The organism is Psychrobacter sp. PP-21, from assembly GCF_033790785.1.
Taxonomy (GTDB): domain Bacteria; phylum Pseudomonadota; class Gammaproteobacteria; order Pseudomonadales; family Moraxellaceae; genus Psychrobacter.
The window spans coordinates 76,654-94,505 of the sequence record NZ_JAMYEB010000006.1 but is presented as its reverse complement, the minus strand read 5'-3'; the positions used below and the strand labels follow the sequence as shown (position 1 = coordinate 94,505).

Here is a 17,852-nt window from a genome sequence, read left to right as displayed (position 1 = left end):
CATGTTGTCAAAACAGTCCTCTTAAAGGTGCAGGAAGAGTATGACCTAAATGGTGACAAGTTATTGTTAATTCTGAAGGTATTGTTATTGCTGGATAAAAGGGCTGGTGAAAGCGGACGGTAAAAGAAGCGTATGAGAGATGTTGAATGGCTTTTATGCTGGCATGATAGGCTTGTCGTTTATTTTGACAAGCCCATACAAGAGAGGATTAAAGCTGGCGTGTGCTGCTGAATCAATTTAGAAACTTTAGCCCAGAAGTCTTAAGTGCCCAGACCAGCTCTACAAAGGCGCGACTGTTGGTTAAAGGTTCACCTTCGATAATAAGCACATAGCCCGCGCCGTCAATCCATAAAAATACAAAACTTGTCTCAGGAATGAGCAAATCAACTTGCTGAAAAAACGAAATCGCTTGACTCTCTACTGCCCAGCCGCGCTGTTTTTGGCGAAGCATAAAACCTGAAAAGTCAGCAGCTGCGACACTGAGCATGTCCGCTTCTTCTTGACTGTAGCCAATCCGTGCCAGACAAAACCCTTCATCAGAGCCGATCGCTGCACGGCGTTTGCCAGACAAGCTTGCCACCACATAAGGCAAAAACTGATCTAAAGGTAAGTTGGGTGCAGGTAAAAGCAAGGACAGTTTTTCAATCCAGCCTTGCTCGATAAAGCTCTGTAGCCAGATATCAGAATAACGCTGTAACCAATCAGCAGCGAGTAATGTCTGTCCGTAAGACAATAAATCTTGTAGTGCTAACTGCTCGTCAGTCGGCTCATTCTGTGAAAATGCCTCAAAAATACCAGCGGGCGTGAGGGTTAGATAGGTTTTATCAGCATTCAAGTAAGAGGACATAGCGGCTACCGTAGTGATGAAAGGGTGGTAAAAAATATTTAAGGTGATAAACGAATGACAATCTATCTTGTAGTAGAAGGTCTAATGGTTTGATCAAGATGCTGTTGGCAATTGTCCCAGCGCTTATCAAACTGCCAATCACTTTTGCCCAAGCTAAACCATACTAAGGAAAATGCCAGACGATCGTTGCGTGCCGTGCAATAGGCAAAAAACTCATTCTCAATTTGCTCAATGGTGCCCCAGTCTTGATTAGCACGTGCTTGCATCAGCTCGCTTGTGATATCTTTAGCGATTTCTTTGGCATCATCGCTACTGATACGCAGTCGTTGTTTTTGCTCATTGAGCGACGGTGACACCAGTACGCTCCAGCGAGTAGCAAGCATACTATTGCGCTGAATGTAGCTCTTTTTATCAATACAATCGCGAAACCCTTGCTGGGCATCAGGATATAAACGATCCTTGATACGCGTAAAGAGATTGTTGACATCGTACGGAATATCAAACCAACACCCATAGAAAAAGTCCGCCACAGCGCCTTGTAGCGGTTCTTTTTCAGTCATCAGTAAGGCGGCGTTGATGCGCTGCTCATGAAAGTGACGGTTATTGGGTGCCAAAAATACCTTGCGCGAGTAAAGTCGAAATACTCGGTGCGCCACTTTCTCATTTTCTTTAATCAGGTCTACATCAGACATCATAGTATCCTTGTATCATAGCCGTGATGGCAATAAGCGCAACAAGCCACCGACTAATTCCGTAAAACGAAGTGTGATATCAATAAAGCTAATAGGTGATCAGTCCAATAACGTCTGCATCAAATCAATCATGAATTCAGCATCTTCTTCACTCATCGCCTCAAACCCCTGCGGTATACCAAGCTCGCTCAAGGCTTCTTTACCATCGTCATCGCTATGCAGATCAAGAACGGCATCTATAAAGAGTTGTGCATCTGGGAAGTCATCTTTGATAAGCAGGACATGGCTAATATCCGCCAAATCACTCTCAATCAGTACCGATAGCTGAGTCTTGGTCAAGCGTGAAAAGCTGTGGAAGATCTCCGCTAAGAAAAAGGCAGCTTGGGCATCGCCTTTGATCACTTTGCGAGCGGCGGCTTGATAGGTCTCAGTCACATCCCAGTTGAGATCAGATTCTTCTATATCGACAGCTTCTAGCAAACGTAAGCCAATCAGCTTGACGTCGCGGTTGTCTGCCATGGCGACAGTTGCACCCGCATGGATATCTTCTAAGCAGTTGATATTGCTATTGGCTGCTGCTGCAATGACCATTTCATCAGACTTACCGATAGGTCGCGCAATGGCGCGGTAGCCTTGTTCACGTATCAGGGCGGCTGCATCAAAAGGATTGGCATAGATAATTTGAATATCACCTGCCTCAATCAATGCTTCTTGCTCAGCATGTGATGCTGGGATGTTTAGGTGCATGTTTAGGTTGGCACGTTTTTGAATCAAGGTATTGAACATATGCCAGCCTGCAAAGCGCTCAGGCGAGAAATCAGGGGCGATTAACATATTGTGTGTCGTCATGATTTAGCCTTCCTCATGTTGTTTCATTTGGGCGTACTGCAACATCGCCGCTTCGATTTTGCTGCGTGATGGCTTGCGGCGTACTGAGGTATAGCCAACGGTTTCGCCGCGGCGAACATTGGGTACGACAGTGGCATATACCCAATAGTGACTACCGTCTTTGCATAAGTTTTTGACATAGCCATGCCATTTCTGTCCAGATTCAGCGGTATCCCATAGGTCTTTATAGGCGGCTTTTGGCATATCAGGGTGGCGCAAGATAGATTGCGGTTGACCGATGAGCTCAGCAACGCTATACCCACTAATCTCGACAAAGGCATCGTTGACGTGAGTGAGGATACCGTCCAGATCGGTACGCGAGACAATCAATTTGCCGTCGGGATAAGGGCGTTCTATTCCCGTATCATAGACAGTCCGCGACGTGCCATCATAATAGGTTAGGGTGATTTGCTCAGCAGGCAGGTCAGGCTTGTGTGCATCAGGGATTGGAGAACCCATGGTCATCTCCTTCGTTAGTCGTTATGTCGTCAATGCTCTATAAATTGGATATGGTGTTAGCCTTGCTTAGTCTACTAGTTATAGGGCTTTCGCCCAGCTTCCTTGTATCCAAATCATATTGAACCGACTATGTTTATAATAATTAAAAGCGAATAGATAAGGTGCTTATCAAAAGCTAAAGCTACCAATCAAATGAGTTTTGACAGGGCTTCTGAAGCACGCTTGATGTCTAAGAATATCAAGCCAAGCTTGGCGTTGGGCTTTGCCATGATGGTCAGTACTGCTTCATCACCTGATGAAGTCATGATCACATAGCCTCTTTCTCCTTGAATCATGATGCGATCGATACTGCCGCGTGCCAATTCGCGGCCTGCACGGTCACCCAATGATAGTAGAGCCGCTGACATCGCCCCAACACGGTCTTCGTCAACGCCTGTAGGTAGAGCTGAAGCAATCATCAGACCATCGTTAGAGATTAGGGCGGATGCTTCAACATCTGCTGATGAGCTGTTTAAGTCTTCCAATATCTGTTGAAATGAATCTATACGCATATCGCTTTCTCTATACTGTGTGTTAATTTTTATTTATGAACTATAGTTAGCCAAAAATAACCCTGTTTAAAAAAGGGTATTATAAATCCTTACTAAATATATTGATATAGTAAATCCCTATTTAAACTAAGGTTATGAACATTTCTTTCTTTAATTTCATAAAATTTTTAATATTTTTGCCAAAAAAAAGCCCTAATCATTGAATGACTGGGGCTTTTTAATTGAGATAAATAAAGGTAGCTTGACTATATGGTCTCGCGCCATTGTCCTTTAACCATAATACCTTGGGTAGGATTCAGACCCATTTGGTATGCCAAATCAGCAGGGCGGGCGATATCCCATAACGCCAAATCAGCGTCACAACCAACCTCTACTTTTCCTTTATTAGATAATCCTAGAGCCTGCGCTGCATAAATTGTTGATCCTGCCAATACTTCTTCAGGGGTGAGGTAAAATAGCGTACAGCCCATATTCATCGTCAATAACAGCGACGTTAAGGGTGAGGTTCCGGGGTTGCAATCGGTCGAAATCGCCATGGGTACGTAGTGCTTACGCAGTGCCTCAATTGGTGGCAGCTTGGTGTCACGTAACGTATAAAACGCTCCGGGTAATATCACCGCAACCGTGTTGCTAGCGGCCATCTTCGCTATGTCAGTTTCTGATAAGTGTTCTAAATGGTCGCTAGATAGCCCTTTATATTCGGCAACCAATGCACTACCGCCGATATCAGATAACTGCTCAGAGTGTAGTTTGACGGGCAGCTCTAATGAGCGCGCGACCTCAAAAACGCGTCTGATTTGATCGCTACTAAACGCAATGTTTTCACAGAAGCCATCGACCGCATCCACTAAGCCTTCTGCATGCAGAATCGGTAACCACTCGCAGACTTGCTCGATATAGTCGTCCGCACGGTCCTTGTATTCTAGCGGTAGCGCATGTGCCCCAAGGTAAGTAGTACTCACATGAATGTCATATTTTTCGCCAAGCTGGCGAGCGACGGTAAGCATTTTGCGCTCAGTGTCTAAGTCGAGACCATAGCCCGACTTGATTTCGATACTGGTGACGCCTTCTTTAATGAGGGCGACTAGGCGTTTTTCACTTTGGGCAAATAGCGATTCAATACTAGCCTCGCGGGTGGCGCTCACGGTCGCGACGATACCGCCACCTTGTGCTGCGATGTCTTGGTAACTGGCACCTTGCAAACGCGCTTCGAACTCATTGCTGCGGTTGCCGCCATAGACAATGTGCGTATGACAATCAATGAGCCCAGGCGTTATCCATTTACCATCGGCGTCTGTGATTTGGTTCTCTTGATAATGATGCAGATGAGTAGAGATTAGTTCCTGTGCCCCAAGCCAAGCAATTTTGCCGTCTTTAATACCGATAGCCGCGTCATGTAGTTGACCATATGGGACGCTATCAGTCTCTCCTTTTTCGTAAATATCAAAACCATATTGTGCCGAGAACGTCGCAATGTTGGCATTGATAATGAGTTGATCAAACGATGTCATAGTAGATTTGTCGAGCGTCTGCTCGCTAAAATTTTCTGATTCATTCATAGTATGCTCCTAATGATTGGGAGGCGAGTAACCTGTTAAGACCTTTTTTTGTAAGAGCTAGCTGACAAGTAAGTGCTGTTCTACAATCGTTGCCAGCAGTCGAGCAGCGACTTTGCAGCTACGACTATCCACATCAAAGGTCGGGTTGATCTCAGCAATATCGGTCATTTTCACCTTACCTGATGACATAATCAGCTTGACTATACGCTCAACAAAACCAAGCTCAATACCAAAGGCGGCAGGTGCGCTCACACCTGGAACGACACTAGATGGCAAACAATCCATATCGATGGTGAGATACACGATATCGACCTGATCTATGAAGCTTTTGACCTGCTTGGCAAGTGTATCCCAAGGCTGATAATGACAGTCTTCATCGCTAATGACCTGTACGCCCAGTTGCTCGGCGCGATCAAAAAGTGCGGCGGTATTAGAAAAGCGACTGACGCCTATACAGCAATAATGAAAGGGCTGCTCGTGTGCGTCAAGATACTCAGCAATTTGGCGAAACGGTGTCCCAGAGGTCGCCACATCAGACTGACGAATATCAAGATGGGCGTCAAAATTAATGATTCCGATTGTCGGTGCTGCGGATGTGCTGACAGTCGTGTCATTTGTTTCTTTTAACGCTTGCCATAATCCCAAAAAGCTACCGTAAGCGATGGCATGACCACCGCCAAGACCAATGGGTAGGCCACCTTGTTTGATGATAGTGCCGACTGCATCGGCGTATTTGATCTGAGCTTGCTCAAGAGTGCTCTCGGCAAAGCCGTCGTTGTCATGACAGTGAATATCACCCGCATCACCGAGTAAGGATGGTAGTTGATCGTCAAAGCGTTGTTGCAACTCGGCAATGACTGGTAGCGTGGCAAAAGCTTGACGAATCAATGGCGGGGCGGCCCTTGCACCCACACGCCCTTGATTGCGTCTGACGCCTTGGTCACAGGCAAAACCAACCAGCCCGATATTTTGAGCCTCATAAGGCTGGGCAAGCTGATACCAGTAGCGGGCGCGCGCAGTCTCAAACGGCTCAGCACGGCCTGTCCACTGGGTCATATCAGCAGGTGTATGGTTAATGGGTGTGGTTGCTACTGTCATCGTTGCTCTCCTTTAACCAATTAACGGTTACTTAGACTCGTACCAGTCGCGACGCAGTTCTTGCCAATGCTCAGCAAGTGTACCGTCTAGTACTAACTGTTTGGCGGCTTCGATATCAGGGGCTAGGTAGCGATCTTTGTCATAAAAAGTCACTTGCGCGCGCAGTTTTTCATGTGCCACTGTCAACGGCTCTGACGTCTCGAGTCCGCGATGGAAGTCGATACCTTGACCAGCAGCCAATAGCTCAATACCGATGATAGTGGCCGTGTTTTGCGCCATCTCGTATAGGCGGCGTGCACAATATGTTGCCATGGATACATGATCTTCTTGGTTGGCAGAAGTTGGGATACTATCGACGCTGCCTGGATGGGCGATAGATTTGTTTTCCGATGCCAGTGCTGCGGCGGTCACATGCGCAATCATAAAACCTGAGTTGACCCCAGCGTTATCGACCAAGAATGGCGGTAAGCCACCTGACAAAGTGGCATCGATCAGCAAAGCGACACGGCGCTCAGACATCGAGCCAATCTCAGCGATTGCCAAGGCTAAAATATCCGCTGCAAAAGCGACTGGCTCAGCATGGAAGTTGCCACCTGATATGGCGACCGGGCCATCTTCGTTATTAAAGATAAGCGGATTGTCTGTCACCGCATTGGATTCGATAAGTAGCGTTTTTCCTGCTTGGTTGATGATATCAAGGCAAGCACCCATGACTTGTGGCTGACATCGTAGGCAGTAAGGGTCTTGTACGCGATCATCTTGTTCGCCATCGTGCGAGGCACGAATAGCACTGCCTTTGATCAATTGACGATGCGCTTTGGCGATCTCTATCTGACCATGATGACCACGTACTTCATGAATACGGGCATCAAATGGTGAATCTGAGCCTTTGGCAGCATCAATCGATAGCGAGCCGACGATAGTCGCTGTCTCAAGCAAATCCCGTGCTAAGAAATAACCACGTAATGCTAGTGCGGTTGATACTTGCGTACCGTTGATGAGAGCAAGGCCTTCTTTGGCGGCCAATGTGATTGGCTTTAGTCCATGCTGGGCTAGCGCATCAACGGCAAGGACTTTTTTGCCATCGACATAGACGTGACCTTCACCCATCATTGCAAGTGTCATGTGTGATAGTGGCGCCAAATCACCAGATGCACCAACCGATCCTTTGGCGGGAATGTTTGGCGTGATTTGATTGTTGATCAAACCAAGTAAGCTATCAACCACCTCGCGGCGTACACCAGAAACGCCTTGTGCTAGGCTAGCAACCTTCATTACCATAATCAGTCGTACCACACCGTCTGGTAGCGCGTCACCAGTACCTACCGAATGAGAAATGATCAGGTTACGCTGTAGCAGCTCAAGCTGGTCATCACTGATACGTGTCTTGGCAAGTAAGCCAAAACCAGTATTGATGCCATAAGCGCTTTTATCACGGCCAATGATCGTGCGCACATCTTCGTGCGAGGCATCAATCGCCTCATAAGCGCTCTCAGGCAAGCTCAATACCACGGGCTGATCATAGATTTCACGTAGCATCTCAAAGCTAAGCTGGCGAGGGCGTAGGGTTAATTGTTTAATATTGCTCATAAGGGTAATCCTAACTGCATAGTCGTATAGTGGGTTATTTTTATGGTATTAAGGCGATGCTTATTATCTAATCATTGGCAAGTTCAAACCATAGTCTTTCGCTGTTTTAATCGCCAGCTCATAACCTGCATCTGCATGACGCATAACGCCTGAACCGCAGTCATTGACAAGTACTCGTGATAAGCGTTTGGCTGCCGCGTCCGTACCATCCGCGACGATGACCATGCCTGAGTGCTGCGAGTAGCCCATGCCCACGCCGCCACCATGATGTAGTGATACCCAGGTCGCGCCGCCCGCGACATTGAGCATGCCATTCAATAATGCCCAATCAGATACCGCATCTGAGCCATCTTTCATGCTTTCGGTTTCGCGGTTTGGACTGGCAACAGAACCCGTGTCTAAGTGGTCGCGACCAATGACGATAGGGCCTTTTAGCTCACCGTTTTTGACCATTTCATTAAATGCCAAACCTGCTTTGTCACGCTCGCCCAGACCTAACCAGCAGATACGCGCAGGCAAGCCTTGGAACTGAATACGCTCTTTTGCCATATCTAACCAACGATGGACGTGGGTGTTTTCAGGGAACAGCTCTTTGATTTTTTGATCAGTCTTATAGATGTCTTCTGGATCGCCTGAGAGTGCTACCCAGCGGAATGGGCCTTTGCCTTGGCAAAACAGCGGACGGATATACGCAGGGACAAAACCTGGGAAGTCAAAAGCATCTTTGACCCCTTCATCAAAAGCCACCTGACGGATGTTATTACCGTAATCAGTCGCTGGGATATTCATCGCTTGCAAGTCTAAAATCGCTTGTACGTGTACGGCACAAGATTGGGCAGCGGCTTTGGTCAATGCGGCGTGTTGCTCTGGATCTTCTTGCGCGGCTTTCCATGCTTCCACTGTCCAGCCACTTGGCAGATAGCCATTAATTAAATCATGCGCTGAGGTTTGATCGGTAACCAAATCTGGCTTTATACCGCCAGCATTAGCACGCTTGACTATCTCAGGCAGGATATCTGCAGCGTTACCAAGTAGGGCGATAGAGACAGCTTCGCCAGCATCGGTATGTTGTTTGATTAACTCGTAAGCATGGTCGAGGTTATCTGCTTGCTTATCGACATAACCCGTACGCAAGCGGAAATCGATACTAGACTGCTGACACTCGATATTCAGTGATGTTGCACCTGCAAAAGTCGCGGCTAGTGGCTGTGCGCCGCCCATACCGCCCAGACCGGCGGTCAAAATCCAACGACCTGCCCAGCTACCGTCATAATGCTGACGACCCGCTTCGACAAAGGTCTCATATGTGCCTTGTACGATGCCTTGCGTACCGATATAAATCCAGCTACCTGCCGTCATCTGACCGTACATAAATAAGTCTTTGCGATCGAGCTCATTGAAATGCTCCCATGTCGCCCAGCGCGGCACAAGGTTAGAGTTTGCAATCAACACGCGTGGTGCATTTTCATGCGTCTGAAACACACCTACAGGCTTACCAGATTGCACCAACAACGTCTCATCATCTTCTAATTCTTTTAGTGACTCTAAGATTTGATCATAGCTTTCCCAATTACGGGCAGCGCGTCCGATACCACCGTAGACGACCAGACTTTTTGGGTTTTCAGCGACATCAGGATGTAAGTTGTTTTGCAGCATGCGATAAGGCGCTTCGGTCAGCCAGCTTTTGCAATGTAGTGTGCTACCAGTAGGCGCGGCGATATCACGAGACTCATCACGGCGAGTTAGCTTATTGTTGGTTCCATTATCGGTAGTCATGGTCATATCCTTGTAATAACAAATAGGGCAATAGAGTAGTCATAGTCAGTGTTTGACAAGCAGCCTATAAATTCATCGAAATATCGAGTAGCTCAATTAATATTTTAAGCGCTGCTATATATTTGTATATACAAATTATCAAAGATTATTTTTTCATGCAAGGATTTTTTATTTGCCCACTCATTATTTTTGTTATTGATTTGGCAAATTGCTTACTGCTCAGGCATTTTGGCTGAGGTTTGCACAGTGGTCTCATGATATTATGCTGTCATTATTGTGAGCAGAATTGACGGTTAAAGACGAACATGACGAAGACAACTCCAGCATATCAACGTATAAAAAATGCCATATTAGACAATATTCATTCTGGTAAATGGCAGGCAGGTAAGGCGATTTCTACTGAAATGGCATTGGCTGAAGAGTTTGGCGTATCACGGATGACGGTCAATCGCGCGCTCAAAGAGCTGAGCGAGGAGCGGGTACTAGAACGCCGTCAAGGTTCAGGTACGTTTGTCGCGCAGCAGCAGTTTAACCATACCTTTGTAGAAGTGCGTAATATCGCAGAGGATCTCAAATCCGCCAATCGTGACTATGAAGCCAAAGTCGTGAGCAAGCGCGCCGTTACTGCTGCTATGCTCGATAATGAGTTGCGTCGTAAGTTTGGTATTGATGAAGGGCCTGTGATTGATGAAGAGTCTGTGCCTGTTAACACAAACGCTCAGACAGACGCTAGTGATGAAGCTGTCCTGTATGAAGTAAAAATCATTCACTTTGCTGATGGTCAGCCTATACAGTTTGAAGAACGTTGGGTCGATGCTAAAAAAGTGCCGAAGTTTATCGATCAGGACTTTACGGTCGTCAATACCAGTGATTATCTGGTTGAAAAAATACCGCTAGAGAGCGGCAGCTATACCATCCGTGCCCTTGCCGCGCCAAACGAGGTGGCAGATGCTCTGCAGATTACCCCGCAATCCCCAACTCTAGTACTACGCAGGCAAACTTACTCAGCAGGTCAAGTAGTGACCTTTGTCAAAATGTGGCATGCTGGCGATCGTTACCAGTTCTCAGGTAAGTTATAGTGACTGTCTTACGTATACTCACTGATATTGTACGTTTGTGCTATCCAAAATGAGCTACTATATCCATAAGTTGTTATTTATTGAGCAGTAGTGGCTTCTTATGTAGCCGCCATTGTACATCCATACTTTTGAAAAATAATATTCAAACAGCATTGAAAAATACACTGAGTAACCTCAAATCGAGCAGCCAAAGCCGAATATTATAGAGCAGCTATCGTACTGTCCTTGTGTATCGGCTTTTTCCTATTTGTTGATATTCACTCTATTTATTCTTATAAGGACGTCTTATGAAACGTCGTACTCTTTTAGCCCTTGCCGCTAGTACTATATTCCTTGCCGCTTGTGGTCAGTCATCTACCAATGAAGCCGATACTACCGCAACTGACAGTGCAGCGACAGGCGGTTCTGATTTGCTGCAACGTATCAATAACGGCGGTACCATCAACGTCGGTACAGAGGGTACGTATCCTCCGTTCACCTATCATGATGAGAGTGGTAAGCTGACAGGCTATGACGTCGAAGTGACACGTGCCGTTGCCGATAAGCTAGGCGTAGAAGTCGAGTTCAAAGAGACCCAGTGGGATGCCATGCTGGCAGGTTTGGATTCAAAACGCTTTGATATGGTTGCTAACCAAGTCAGCTTAACGACTCCTGAACGTCTGGCTAAATATGATAAGTCTATGGCTTATAGCTGGTCAGGTGCGGTTGCACTAGCACCAACGGATGACAATCGTTACAGCTCTTGGGACAATCTAAAAGGCCTACGTACCGCCCAATCACTGAGCAGTAACTATGGCGAGCTGGCAGAAAAATATGGCGCAGAGATTGTCCCTGTCGATGGTATGGCGCAAGCGATTCAATTGGTTAAGCAAGACCGTGCTGACTTTACGATGAATGACAATCTAGCCGTACTCGATTATCTCAAAAAATTCCCAGACTCTGATCTCGAGATCAAACTGACCGCACCTGCTAGTGAGCAAACAGGCTCAGGTCTAGTACTCATCAAAGGCGATGACGAAGTCGTGGCAAAATTGGATGAAGCAATGGCAGCGCTTGCCGCTGATGGCACCCTCACCAAGCTTAGCGAAGAGTTCTTTGGTGCTGATGTAAGTCAACAAAAATAATGTTAGCGTCTATCACCGCTGTGCTCGCTGAACTACTGGCATTATTGCCATTTATGAGTCCTGATCGGGCGCAGATTGTCATCTCGTCATTTTGGCCAATGCTCAAAGGTGGTATTTATTATTCGATACCACTGGCGTTAATCTCGTTTGCGATTGGTATGGCGATTGCTCTGACGGTTGCTCTGATTCGGATTGTACCGCGTGCTGGTTGGTTTCATGAGATCGTCTATCGCTTGGCGCGTATCTATGTGTCTGCGATTCGCGGTACACCGATGCTGGTGCAGCTATTCATTATCTTTTATGGTCTGCCTAGTGTCGGCGTCAAGCTCGATCCGTTTCCCTCAGCAATTATTGCGTTCTCTCTAAATATTGGCGCATACGCCTCAGAGACAGTACGAGCTTCGATTTTATCGATTCCAAAGGGGCAGTGGGAAGCAGGTTCTACCGTTGGCTTGACGTACTTGCAAACGTTTCGTCATGTGATCTTACCGCAGGCACTACGCGTGTCGGTGCCACCATTGTCTAATACCTTTATCAGTTTGGTAAAAGATACCTCGCTTGCGTCACTGGTGTTGGTCACTGAGCTGTTTAAACAAGCGCAAATCATTACCGCTCGTAACTACGAGTTTATGCTGGTGTACACAGAAGCGGCGGTTATTTATTGGGGTATCTGTCTATTCTTGACCTTTATTCAAGGTAAGCTTGAAACTCGCCTTGATCGCTACGTGGCAAAATAAGTCATGCGGCAACACAAATCGTGGCTCAATAGATACTCGCAAATATAGACCAGCCCAACAGGAATTTTTATGATCAAAGTCACTAATATCCATAAAACCTTTGGTAGCAATCAGGTGCTCAAAGACATCGATTTGACTATCAATAAAGGCAAAGTGGTTGTTATATTAGGGCCTTCAGGATCGGGCAAAACCACGTTTTTGCGTTGTCTTAATGCGCTAGAGATTCCTGACAAAGGCGTGATTGCGTTTGATGATGACAGCTTAAGCGTTGATTTTGCGACCAAACCAAACAAAAAAAAGCTGCTAGCGTTACAGCGCAAATCTGGCATGGTCTTTCAGTCTTATAATTTGTTTCCGCATAAGACAGCTATTGAGAATCTGATGCTTGGTCCTACGGTGGTACAAGGACAAAGCAAAGCGCAAGCACGTGAGCAAGCATTGGTACTGCTTGATAAGGTGGGGCTATCGGATAAAGCTGATCTCTATCCATTTCAGCTATCGGGTGGTCAGCAGCAGCGTATTGGCATCGCCCGTGCGCTTGCGATTGAGCCGTCGTTACTGTTGTTTGATGAGCCAACATCAGCGCTCGATCCAGAGCTGGTACAAGATGTCCTTGAAACCATGAAGCAGCTCGCGTCTGAGGGCTGGACGATGGTGGTGGTCACGCACGAGATTAATTTTGCTCGTGACGTTGCTGATCATGTGGTGTTAATCGAAGACGGTGTTGTCGTCGAAGAGGGCAGCGCCAAGCAGTTATTTGAAGATTCCAAACATCCGCGTACGCAGGCATTTTTACAGCGTATTGATCAGAAGTAGAGTCGAGAGCACTCAAACTATCTCTCGAACTGTTATCGCTGATAGTCTTTGTTATTGAGTCAGTTAATAAACCAAACAGCAAGAAGCAAGAAGTAGAAACGATAAACTAAAAAGCCCCAATCATGTGATCATGGTTGGGGCTTTTTTATTGATATAACCAAAACTCATTTTAGTTAGCATGTATTTTAACGAGCTTATATCTTGAAAATCGGATAATAGCGCTATACCTTTTGTCGTTGTTTTAGCCAGCGAGGTACGCGAGTGGCAGTACCGTTTAGCACTGCATTCAATAACGCTGCCAGCAAAATAAGTCCGACACCTAGATACTGAATCCAAGATAAAGACTGCTGCAATAACAGTACCGCAAGTGCAATAGCCGTCAATGGCTCAAAAATAGTAAAGACGGAGGCACGCGTGGCAGGCAGTTTTTCTAACGCTTTCATATATAGCCCAAACGGGACCACAGTGCCCAACAGAGACAGTCCTAGGACATAACCCCAAGTGAGTAAAGGTAGGCTTAGCAGCTGCTCATAAGTACGATAAGTTTCAGGTAAGAGCAGTAATCCGCCTGCACTAATGACGATAGAGGTAAAAAACACTAAGGGAGCAGGGTGAGCGTAATGCATCGCCCGCTTGCCTAATACCCCGTATAAGGAATAGCACATCCCTGCTGCCAAGCCGAGTAAAATACCCCAATTGACCTGTGCCTGCTCGCCCAGCATCGTCAAACCAACACCAAATACAGCCATGAATGCCAGCGCGAGAGATTTGCGCGTGATGGACTCACTCAGTAAGAATTTCGAAAACAGCAGGCTAAACACAGGCGCGGTATACAGCAGCGCCACCGCAGGACCTGCTCCGACATAGATTACGGCAAAAAAATAGCACACTGACATACCAAGCACACCGATCAAAGACTGCATTGCCAGTCCAAGCCATTTCTTGGGTTGTAATTTGATCAGGTCTGGCCATAGTTTTGGTAGCATAGCTAAGATAATAAATGCTGCCGTCACGATACGTAATATCGTCACCTGCCACCCACTGAATCCAATTTGATTAAGATAGGTCGAAAATATACCAAGCGTGCCCCAGCAGACTGCTGCGGTAATGATTTGAATAGTGCCTATCCACGATTGATGCGAGGGTATCGCCGCTGTGCTCTCGAGATTTGCCATACTGGTTTCTTCTTACGATCTAAATGATGTTTGGCGTTGTCAGAGTGGCCGTGACGCAAGCGCGTCCAGTCATACTGCAATAAGAAAAGACAACCTGATTAAAGGCTGTCTTTTGTTGGTTATTTTAGTCTATCATTAAATAGCAATCGGTCGCTACTAGAGCAGGCTACACTTAATCGATCCACAAAAACCACGCTTGATCTCGCACGGTGTTTTGCTGAATAAAGCACACTTTTTCGGCTTGAGTCCTTGGCAAATGATTAGCATCAGCACCGCAATTTTTTGTTCGCGGCTTTATCCATTGAATCTATTCTTTTTTGAGGTCAGCTGAGGTTTGTTTATCACAAAAACGTCAAGCCTCCCGCTGTGCAACGCCATAGCTGCTGTTTAGTGCTTGATCTGATATGTTGTAGCTATCGTCAATTAACGCCGTTTGCGAAACCAATGGTAAATAAGTGGTATTTTCTGTGTAGGTAAAAGTATCGTTATCTGTCGTCCAGTTGCTGGATAAATACAGCTCATGATTTGATGGATCTATAAACCCGTTGAGATCTTCTCCTTCAAAACGATAATCCTGAAATTGGCAAGGTGTAATACCATCGTTACATAAGCTATATTTGGTTTTAGCAGGAGACAGATTGACCGAGTAGGGTGTGCCATCGAGCTTTTCCCCTAGTTGCTTTGTCTGTAGTAATCATCCCAGATCTGGCGCGACCAGTAGCATATCACTACAGGTCACATTCCCTTCTTCGCAGCCTTTATATAGATTTAGACGTTGACCTTGGATATCCATACCCAAGATGAAGTTTGCTTGTACTGGCGTTGCTGCCGAGCTGACAGCAGTCACTAAAGCTAGGCTCAAGAGCAACACAATACGTCTGAATAATAAGCAGTATTTATTTAGGCTTGAGACAGACCTAGCAATAGATATATCGGTCTACACCTGCAATAAAAAGTTACTTAGCAACCGCTTAGCGCCTTCAGTGGCAAAGGACTCAGGGTGAAACTGCACACCTTGTATTGGATAGTCTTTGTGCGCCAGTCCCATAATCTCATCGCCCGTCAACGCAGACTCATCAAAGCTCAATGCCGCACGTTCATCATTGGCGACGACTGAGGTAATGGTCAGACAATCTGGAATGGTGTCTGCTTTTACCACCAGTGAGTGATAGCGCATGATCTCAAGCTCTTGCGGCAAGCCTTGATAGATACCTGTACCATCATGACGAATAGAAGATACTTTGCCGTGCATCGGCACACTGGCGCGTATCACATCACCACCGAATACATGAGCAATGCCTTGCATACCCAAGCAGACACCTAGTAGGGGGATAGTCTTGCCTAATGTCTCAATAACCTCACTACAGATGCCAAAATACGCCGGATCATCAGGGGAGCCAGGACCAGGTGAGATAATAATTCTATCTAAATTCATGGCTTGTACGTCAGCTAGGGTAATCTCATTATTACGTTTGACAATGACTTTGGCTTCATTGCTGCCGTCTAAAGTTTGTAAAATCTCGCCAACATACTGATAGAGATTAAAGGTAAATGAGTCGTAGTTATCAATAATTAAAACATTCATGGGTCATAAACTCTTTGATAAAAATAGGGATAATTATGGTTGCATAAAGCTGTCTAATACGACTTTCATCGCAGACAGTTTGCGCTGAATCTCTAGGTACTCATCGGCTGGATTTGAGTCATAGACGTTGCCACCGCAGGTTTGTGCGTAGGCAGACTCGCCGCTGATAAACAGGCTACGAATCGGAATGGCAAAGATACAGTCACCATTAAAATTGAAAGAGCCGAGCGCGCCACCATAAGCACCGCGCCCATCTGGCTCTAGCTCATTGATGACTTTGATGGCCTCTACCTTAGGAGCACCTGATAACGTACCAGCAGGGAAATTACTGGCAAGGGCACTGAACATATCTTCGTCAGGGTGCAGGATACCAACGATCTCAGAGGAAATATGCTGTACGTGTGAGAAGCGTTTGATATCCATCAAACTACGCACTTTTACCGTGCCAAATCGCGCCACACGGCCGATATCATTGCGATGCAAATCGACCAGCATGTTGTGCTCGGCAATTTCTTTGTCATCGTTGAGCAGAGCGCGGGCAAGCTTACGGTCTTCGATCACATCGACGCCGCGCTTAGCCGTGCCTGCGAGCGGATAGGTTTCCATCTCGCCTTGACGCAAGCGGAACAGCAGCTCAGGGGACGCGCCAATGATGCACTGCTGCGCAAATTTCATAAAATACATGTGCGGTGATGGGTTGACCGCACGCAGTTTTTCGTAGATGGGCATCTTGTCACCAGCGATACGGTACTTGGATTTGAACCCAACCTCACACTGAAAGATGCGACCAGAGATGATGTCCTCTTTGACCTGCATCACCACATTAGCATGTTCTTCTTGGCTCATGCCATCGCCCAAGAACTCAACGGTGGGCGCTTCATAATTTGGAATCGGGTCATCGAGTAGCGCTTTGATTTGCTCGATACGGTTGTTTTGCTGAGCCGTTTGATAATAAAAGTAGAAAATCTCACCTGTCATTTTATCGAGCGTCAAGCCATCCAAATAAACACCGAATTTAAACGGCTCAAAGTCGTCACTGGCTTTTGCCGTCAGGCTTGGCTCAAAAAAGTTCACACAGTCATAACCCAAATAACCGACAAGTCCGCCGCTCTGATCACGGGCAATGACATGCTGCGGTGTGATGGCGCGAAGCATCTCATAAGGATTGTCAGTTTGATACTTGGTGGTGGTCGCCGTTTTATTATCAGTGATAGCAAGTGTATGGCGGTCTAACGCAGCGATGGTGGTCACAGGGTCGAATCCGATCGCATGATGACGTGAGATATGACTGTCTTCGCCCAACGATTCGAGCAAATAACAGGTATCAAACGCGCTCTCGATACGTTTGAATAACGCAAAAAAATCAATATCCTGTGTGAGCTTAATACGCTTTGGTTTACTAGGGATATCGATAGGTGCAGGTTGGGTCTGTGCAAGTGTACTAGAAGTCATAACAAAGTCCGAAATTCATCAAATAGGTGTCGATTAGGCAATTAGTAAAGTAGTTATTAAGAAGGTAATTAGTAAAAGAGTAGCAAATGCGCTATATAGTGGTTTAAGAGCGCGCTCTATGAGTAGCAAGTAACGCGCTTACATCATGGCTTTGCATGGCTCTAGCACCGCGAGAGACCGTGGCAATACCAACGCCCAGTTGCTCAGAGATATCACGTTGTGTAACGCCTTGCTCAAGCAAGTCAAAAATACGAATACGATTGGCAATATCGTGTTGCTCTTTATTTGTCAGTAGCGCACTTAATAGCTTATCGATGTCTTTGCTATCAGTACAGTTTGTCAAATGGGTTAGTAAGCTCTGATAAGGGTCGGTAGTCATAATAGATAGTCTTAAACAAAAAAAGGAGACAGCGCACTCGTCAAA

The 17,852-nt window shown here is 46.3% G+C and carries 18 protein-coding genes; 4 read left to right on the top strand and 14 right to left on the bottom strand.

Translation table 11 applies throughout. The annotated features are described in order from the left end of the window. Nucleotides 1–232 precede the first annotated feature (232 nt). The 9 genes from NJD71_RS07460 to hutU form a co-directional block, all read right to left on the bottom strand. Nucleotides 233–847, bottom strand: coding sequence for a hypothetical protein (locus NJD71_RS07460; protein ID WP_319051318.1), 615 nt, complete (start codon nt 845–847; stop codon nt 233–235). 62 nt (nt 848–909) lie between these two features. Continuing rightward, entirely contained in the window at nt 910–1,539 is a 630-nt protein-coding gene (locus NJD71_RS07455) for a hypothetical protein (RefSeq protein WP_319051317.1), read from the bottom strand. Between the two features lie 99 nt (nt 1,540–1,638). Next, nucleotides 1,639–2,388 carry a PhnD/SsuA/transferrin family substrate-binding protein gene (locus NJD71_RS07450; protein ID WP_319051316.1) on the bottom strand — a complete coding sequence of 250 codons (750 nt, stop codon included), beginning with the start codon at nt 2,386–2,388 and terminating at the stop codon, nt 1,639–1,641. Nucleotides 2,389–2,391: 3 nt separating this feature from the next. Beyond that, the gene (locus NJD71_RS07445) at nt 2,392–2,886 is read right to left on the bottom strand and encodes a PAS domain-containing protein (RefSeq protein ID WP_319051314.1); all 495 of its coding nucleotides are present in this window, start codon (nt 2,884–2,886) and stop codon (nt 2,392–2,394) included. Between the two features lie 188 nt (nt 2,887–3,074). Then, nucleotides 3,075–3,437, bottom strand: coding sequence for a roadblock/LC7 domain-containing protein (locus NJD71_RS07440; protein WP_319051313.1), 363 nt, complete (start codon nt 3,435–3,437; stop codon nt 3,075–3,077). A 245-nt stretch (nt 3,438–3,682) separates the two neighbouring features. Beyond that, entirely contained in the window at nt 3,683–4,996 is a 1,314-nt protein-coding gene (gene hutI / locus NJD71_RS07435; RefSeq protein WP_319051312.1) for an imidazolonepropionase, read from the bottom strand. Between the two features lie 57 nt (nt 4,997–5,053). After that, the gene (hutG, locus tag NJD71_RS07430; protein WP_319051311.1) at nt 5,054–6,094 is read right to left on the bottom strand and encodes a formimidoylglutamase; all 1,041 of its coding nucleotides are present in this window, start codon (nt 6,092–6,094) and stop codon (nt 5,054–5,056) included. Nucleotides 6,095–6,121: 27 nt separating this feature from the next. Continuing rightward, on the bottom strand, nt 6,122–7,684 hold the full coding sequence (gene hutH, locus NJD71_RS07425) for a histidine ammonia-lyase (RefSeq protein ID WP_319051310.1): 1,563 nt from the start codon (nt 7,682–7,684) through the stop codon (nt 6,122–6,124). A 63-nt stretch (nt 7,685–7,747) separates the two neighbouring features. Next, entirely contained in the window at nt 7,748–9,460 is a 1,713-nt protein-coding gene (gene hutU, locus NJD71_RS07420; RefSeq protein WP_319051309.1) for a urocanate hydratase, read from the bottom strand. Nucleotides 9,461–9,765: 305 nt separating this feature from the next. On the opposite strand from hutU, the gene NJD71_RS07415 reads away from it, so the two are divergent. From NJD71_RS07415 to NJD71_RS07400, 4 genes are all read left to right on the top strand, one after another. Beyond that, entirely contained in the window at nt 9,766–10,539 is a 774-nt protein-coding gene (locus tag NJD71_RS07415; protein ID WP_319051308.1) for a UTRA domain-containing protein, read from the top strand. Nucleotides 10,540–10,826: 287 nt separating this feature from the next. Further along, entirely contained in the window at nt 10,827–11,663 is an 837-nt protein-coding gene (locus NJD71_RS07410) for an amino acid ABC transporter substrate-binding protein (protein WP_319051307.1), read from the top strand. Next, nucleotides 11,663–12,400: an amino acid ABC transporter permease gene (locus NJD71_RS07405; protein WP_319051306.1), complete on the top strand. Its 738-nt coding sequence runs from the start codon at nt 11,663–11,665 to the stop codon at nt 12,398–12,400. The genes NJD71_RS07410 and NJD71_RS07405 overlap by 1 nt, the downstream gene beginning before the upstream one ends. A gap of 69 nt (nt 12,401–12,469) precedes the next feature. After that, on the top strand, nt 12,470–13,216 hold the full coding sequence (locus NJD71_RS07400; RefSeq protein ID WP_319051305.1) for an amino acid ABC transporter ATP-binding protein: 747 nt from the start codon (nt 12,470–12,472) through the stop codon (nt 13,214–13,216). Between the two features lie 221 nt (nt 13,217–13,437). Here the strand turns inward: NJD71_RS07400 and NJD71_RS07395 are convergent, their stop codons facing one another. From NJD71_RS07395 to NJD71_RS07375, 5 genes are all read right to left on the bottom strand, one after another. Beyond that, nucleotides 13,438–14,391: a DMT family transporter gene (locus tag NJD71_RS07395; RefSeq protein ID WP_319051304.1), complete on the bottom strand. Its 954-nt coding sequence runs from the start codon at nt 14,389–14,391 to the stop codon at nt 13,438–13,440. Between the two features lie 694 nt (nt 14,392–15,085). Then, on the bottom strand, nt 15,086–15,253 hold the full coding sequence (locus NJD71_RS07390; RefSeq protein WP_319051303.1) for a hypothetical protein: 168 nt from the start codon (nt 15,251–15,253) through the stop codon (nt 15,086–15,088). Nucleotides 15,254–15,328: 75 nt separating this feature from the next. Further along, nucleotides 15,329–15,976 (bottom strand): anthranilate synthase component II, encoded by a 648-nt coding sequence (locus tag NJD71_RS07385; protein ID WP_319051302.1) that lies wholly within the window; start codon nt 15,974–15,976, stop codon nt 15,329–15,331. Between the two features lie 33 nt (nt 15,977–16,009). After that, nucleotides 16,010–17,428, bottom strand: coding sequence for an anthranilate synthase component I family protein (locus tag NJD71_RS07380; RefSeq protein ID WP_319051301.1), 1,419 nt, complete (start codon nt 17,426–17,428; stop codon nt 16,010–16,012). 103 nt (nt 17,429–17,531) lie between these two features. After that, entirely contained in the window at nt 17,532–17,807 is a 276-nt protein-coding gene (locus tag NJD71_RS07375) for a Trp family transcriptional regulator (RefSeq protein ID WP_319051300.1), read from the bottom strand. Nucleotides 17,808–17,852 lie beyond the last annotated feature (45 nt).

What these genes read in the sequence shown, in the direction of transcription:
- NJD71_RS07460 (WP_319051318.1), bottom strand. Translation starts at nt 847, where the DNA reads ATGTCCTCTTACTTGAATGCTGATAAAACCTATCTAACCCTCACGCCC.
- NJD71_RS07455 (WP_319051317.1), bottom strand. Translation starts at nt 1,539, where the DNA reads ATGTCTGATGTAGACCTGATTAAAGAAAATGAGAAAGTGGCGCACCGA.
- NJD71_RS07450 (WP_319051316.1), bottom strand. Translation starts at nt 2,388, where the DNA reads ATGACGACACACAATATGTTAATCGCCCCTGATTTCTCGCCTGAGCGC.
- NJD71_RS07445 (WP_319051314.1), bottom strand. Translation starts at nt 2,886, where the DNA reads ATGGGTTCTCCAATCCCTGATGCACACAAGCCTGACCTGCCTGCTGAG.
- NJD71_RS07440 (WP_319051313.1), bottom strand. Translation starts at nt 3,437, where the DNA reads ATGCGTATAGATTCATTTCAACAGATATTGGAAGACTTAAACAGCTCA.
- hutI (WP_319051312.1), bottom strand. Translation starts at nt 4,996, where the DNA reads ATGAATGAATCAGAAAATTTTAGCGAGCAGACGCTCGACAAATCTACT.
- hutG (WP_319051311.1), bottom strand. Translation starts at nt 6,094, where the DNA reads ATGACAGTAGCAACCACACCCATTAACCATACACCTGCTGATATGACC.
- hutH (WP_319051310.1), bottom strand. Translation starts at nt 7,684, where the DNA reads ATGAGCAATATTAAACAATTAACCCTACGCCCTCGCCAGCTTAGCTTT.
- hutU (WP_319051309.1), bottom strand. Translation starts at nt 9,460, where the DNA reads ATGACTACCGATAATGGAACCAACAATAAGCTAACTCGCCGTGATGAG.
- NJD71_RS07415 (WP_319051308.1), top strand. Translation starts at nt 9,766, where the DNA reads ATGACGAAGACAACTCCAGCATATCAACGTATAAAAAATGCCATATTA.
- NJD71_RS07410 (WP_319051307.1), top strand. Translation starts at nt 10,827, where the DNA reads ATGAAACGTCGTACTCTTTTAGCCCTTGCCGCTAGTACTATATTCCTT.
- NJD71_RS07405 (WP_319051306.1), top strand. Translation starts at nt 11,663, where the DNA reads ATGTTAGCGTCTATCACCGCTGTGCTCGCTGAACTACTGGCATTATTG.
- NJD71_RS07400 (WP_319051305.1), top strand. Translation starts at nt 12,470, where the DNA reads ATGATCAAAGTCACTAATATCCATAAAACCTTTGGTAGCAATCAGGTG.
- NJD71_RS07395 (WP_319051304.1), bottom strand. Translation starts at nt 14,391, where the DNA reads ATGGCAAATCTCGAGAGCACAGCGGCGATACCCTCGCATCAATCGTGG.
- NJD71_RS07385 (WP_319051302.1), bottom strand. Translation starts at nt 15,976, where the DNA reads ATGAATGTTTTAATTATTGATAACTACGACTCATTTACCTTTAATCTC.
- NJD71_RS07380 (WP_319051301.1), bottom strand. Translation starts at nt 17,428, where the DNA reads ATGACTTCTAGTACACTTGCACAGACCCAACCTGCACCTATCGATATC.
- NJD71_RS07375 (WP_319051300.1), bottom strand. Translation starts at nt 17,807, where the DNA reads ATGACTACCGACCCTTATCAGAGCTTACTAACCCATTTGACAAACTGT.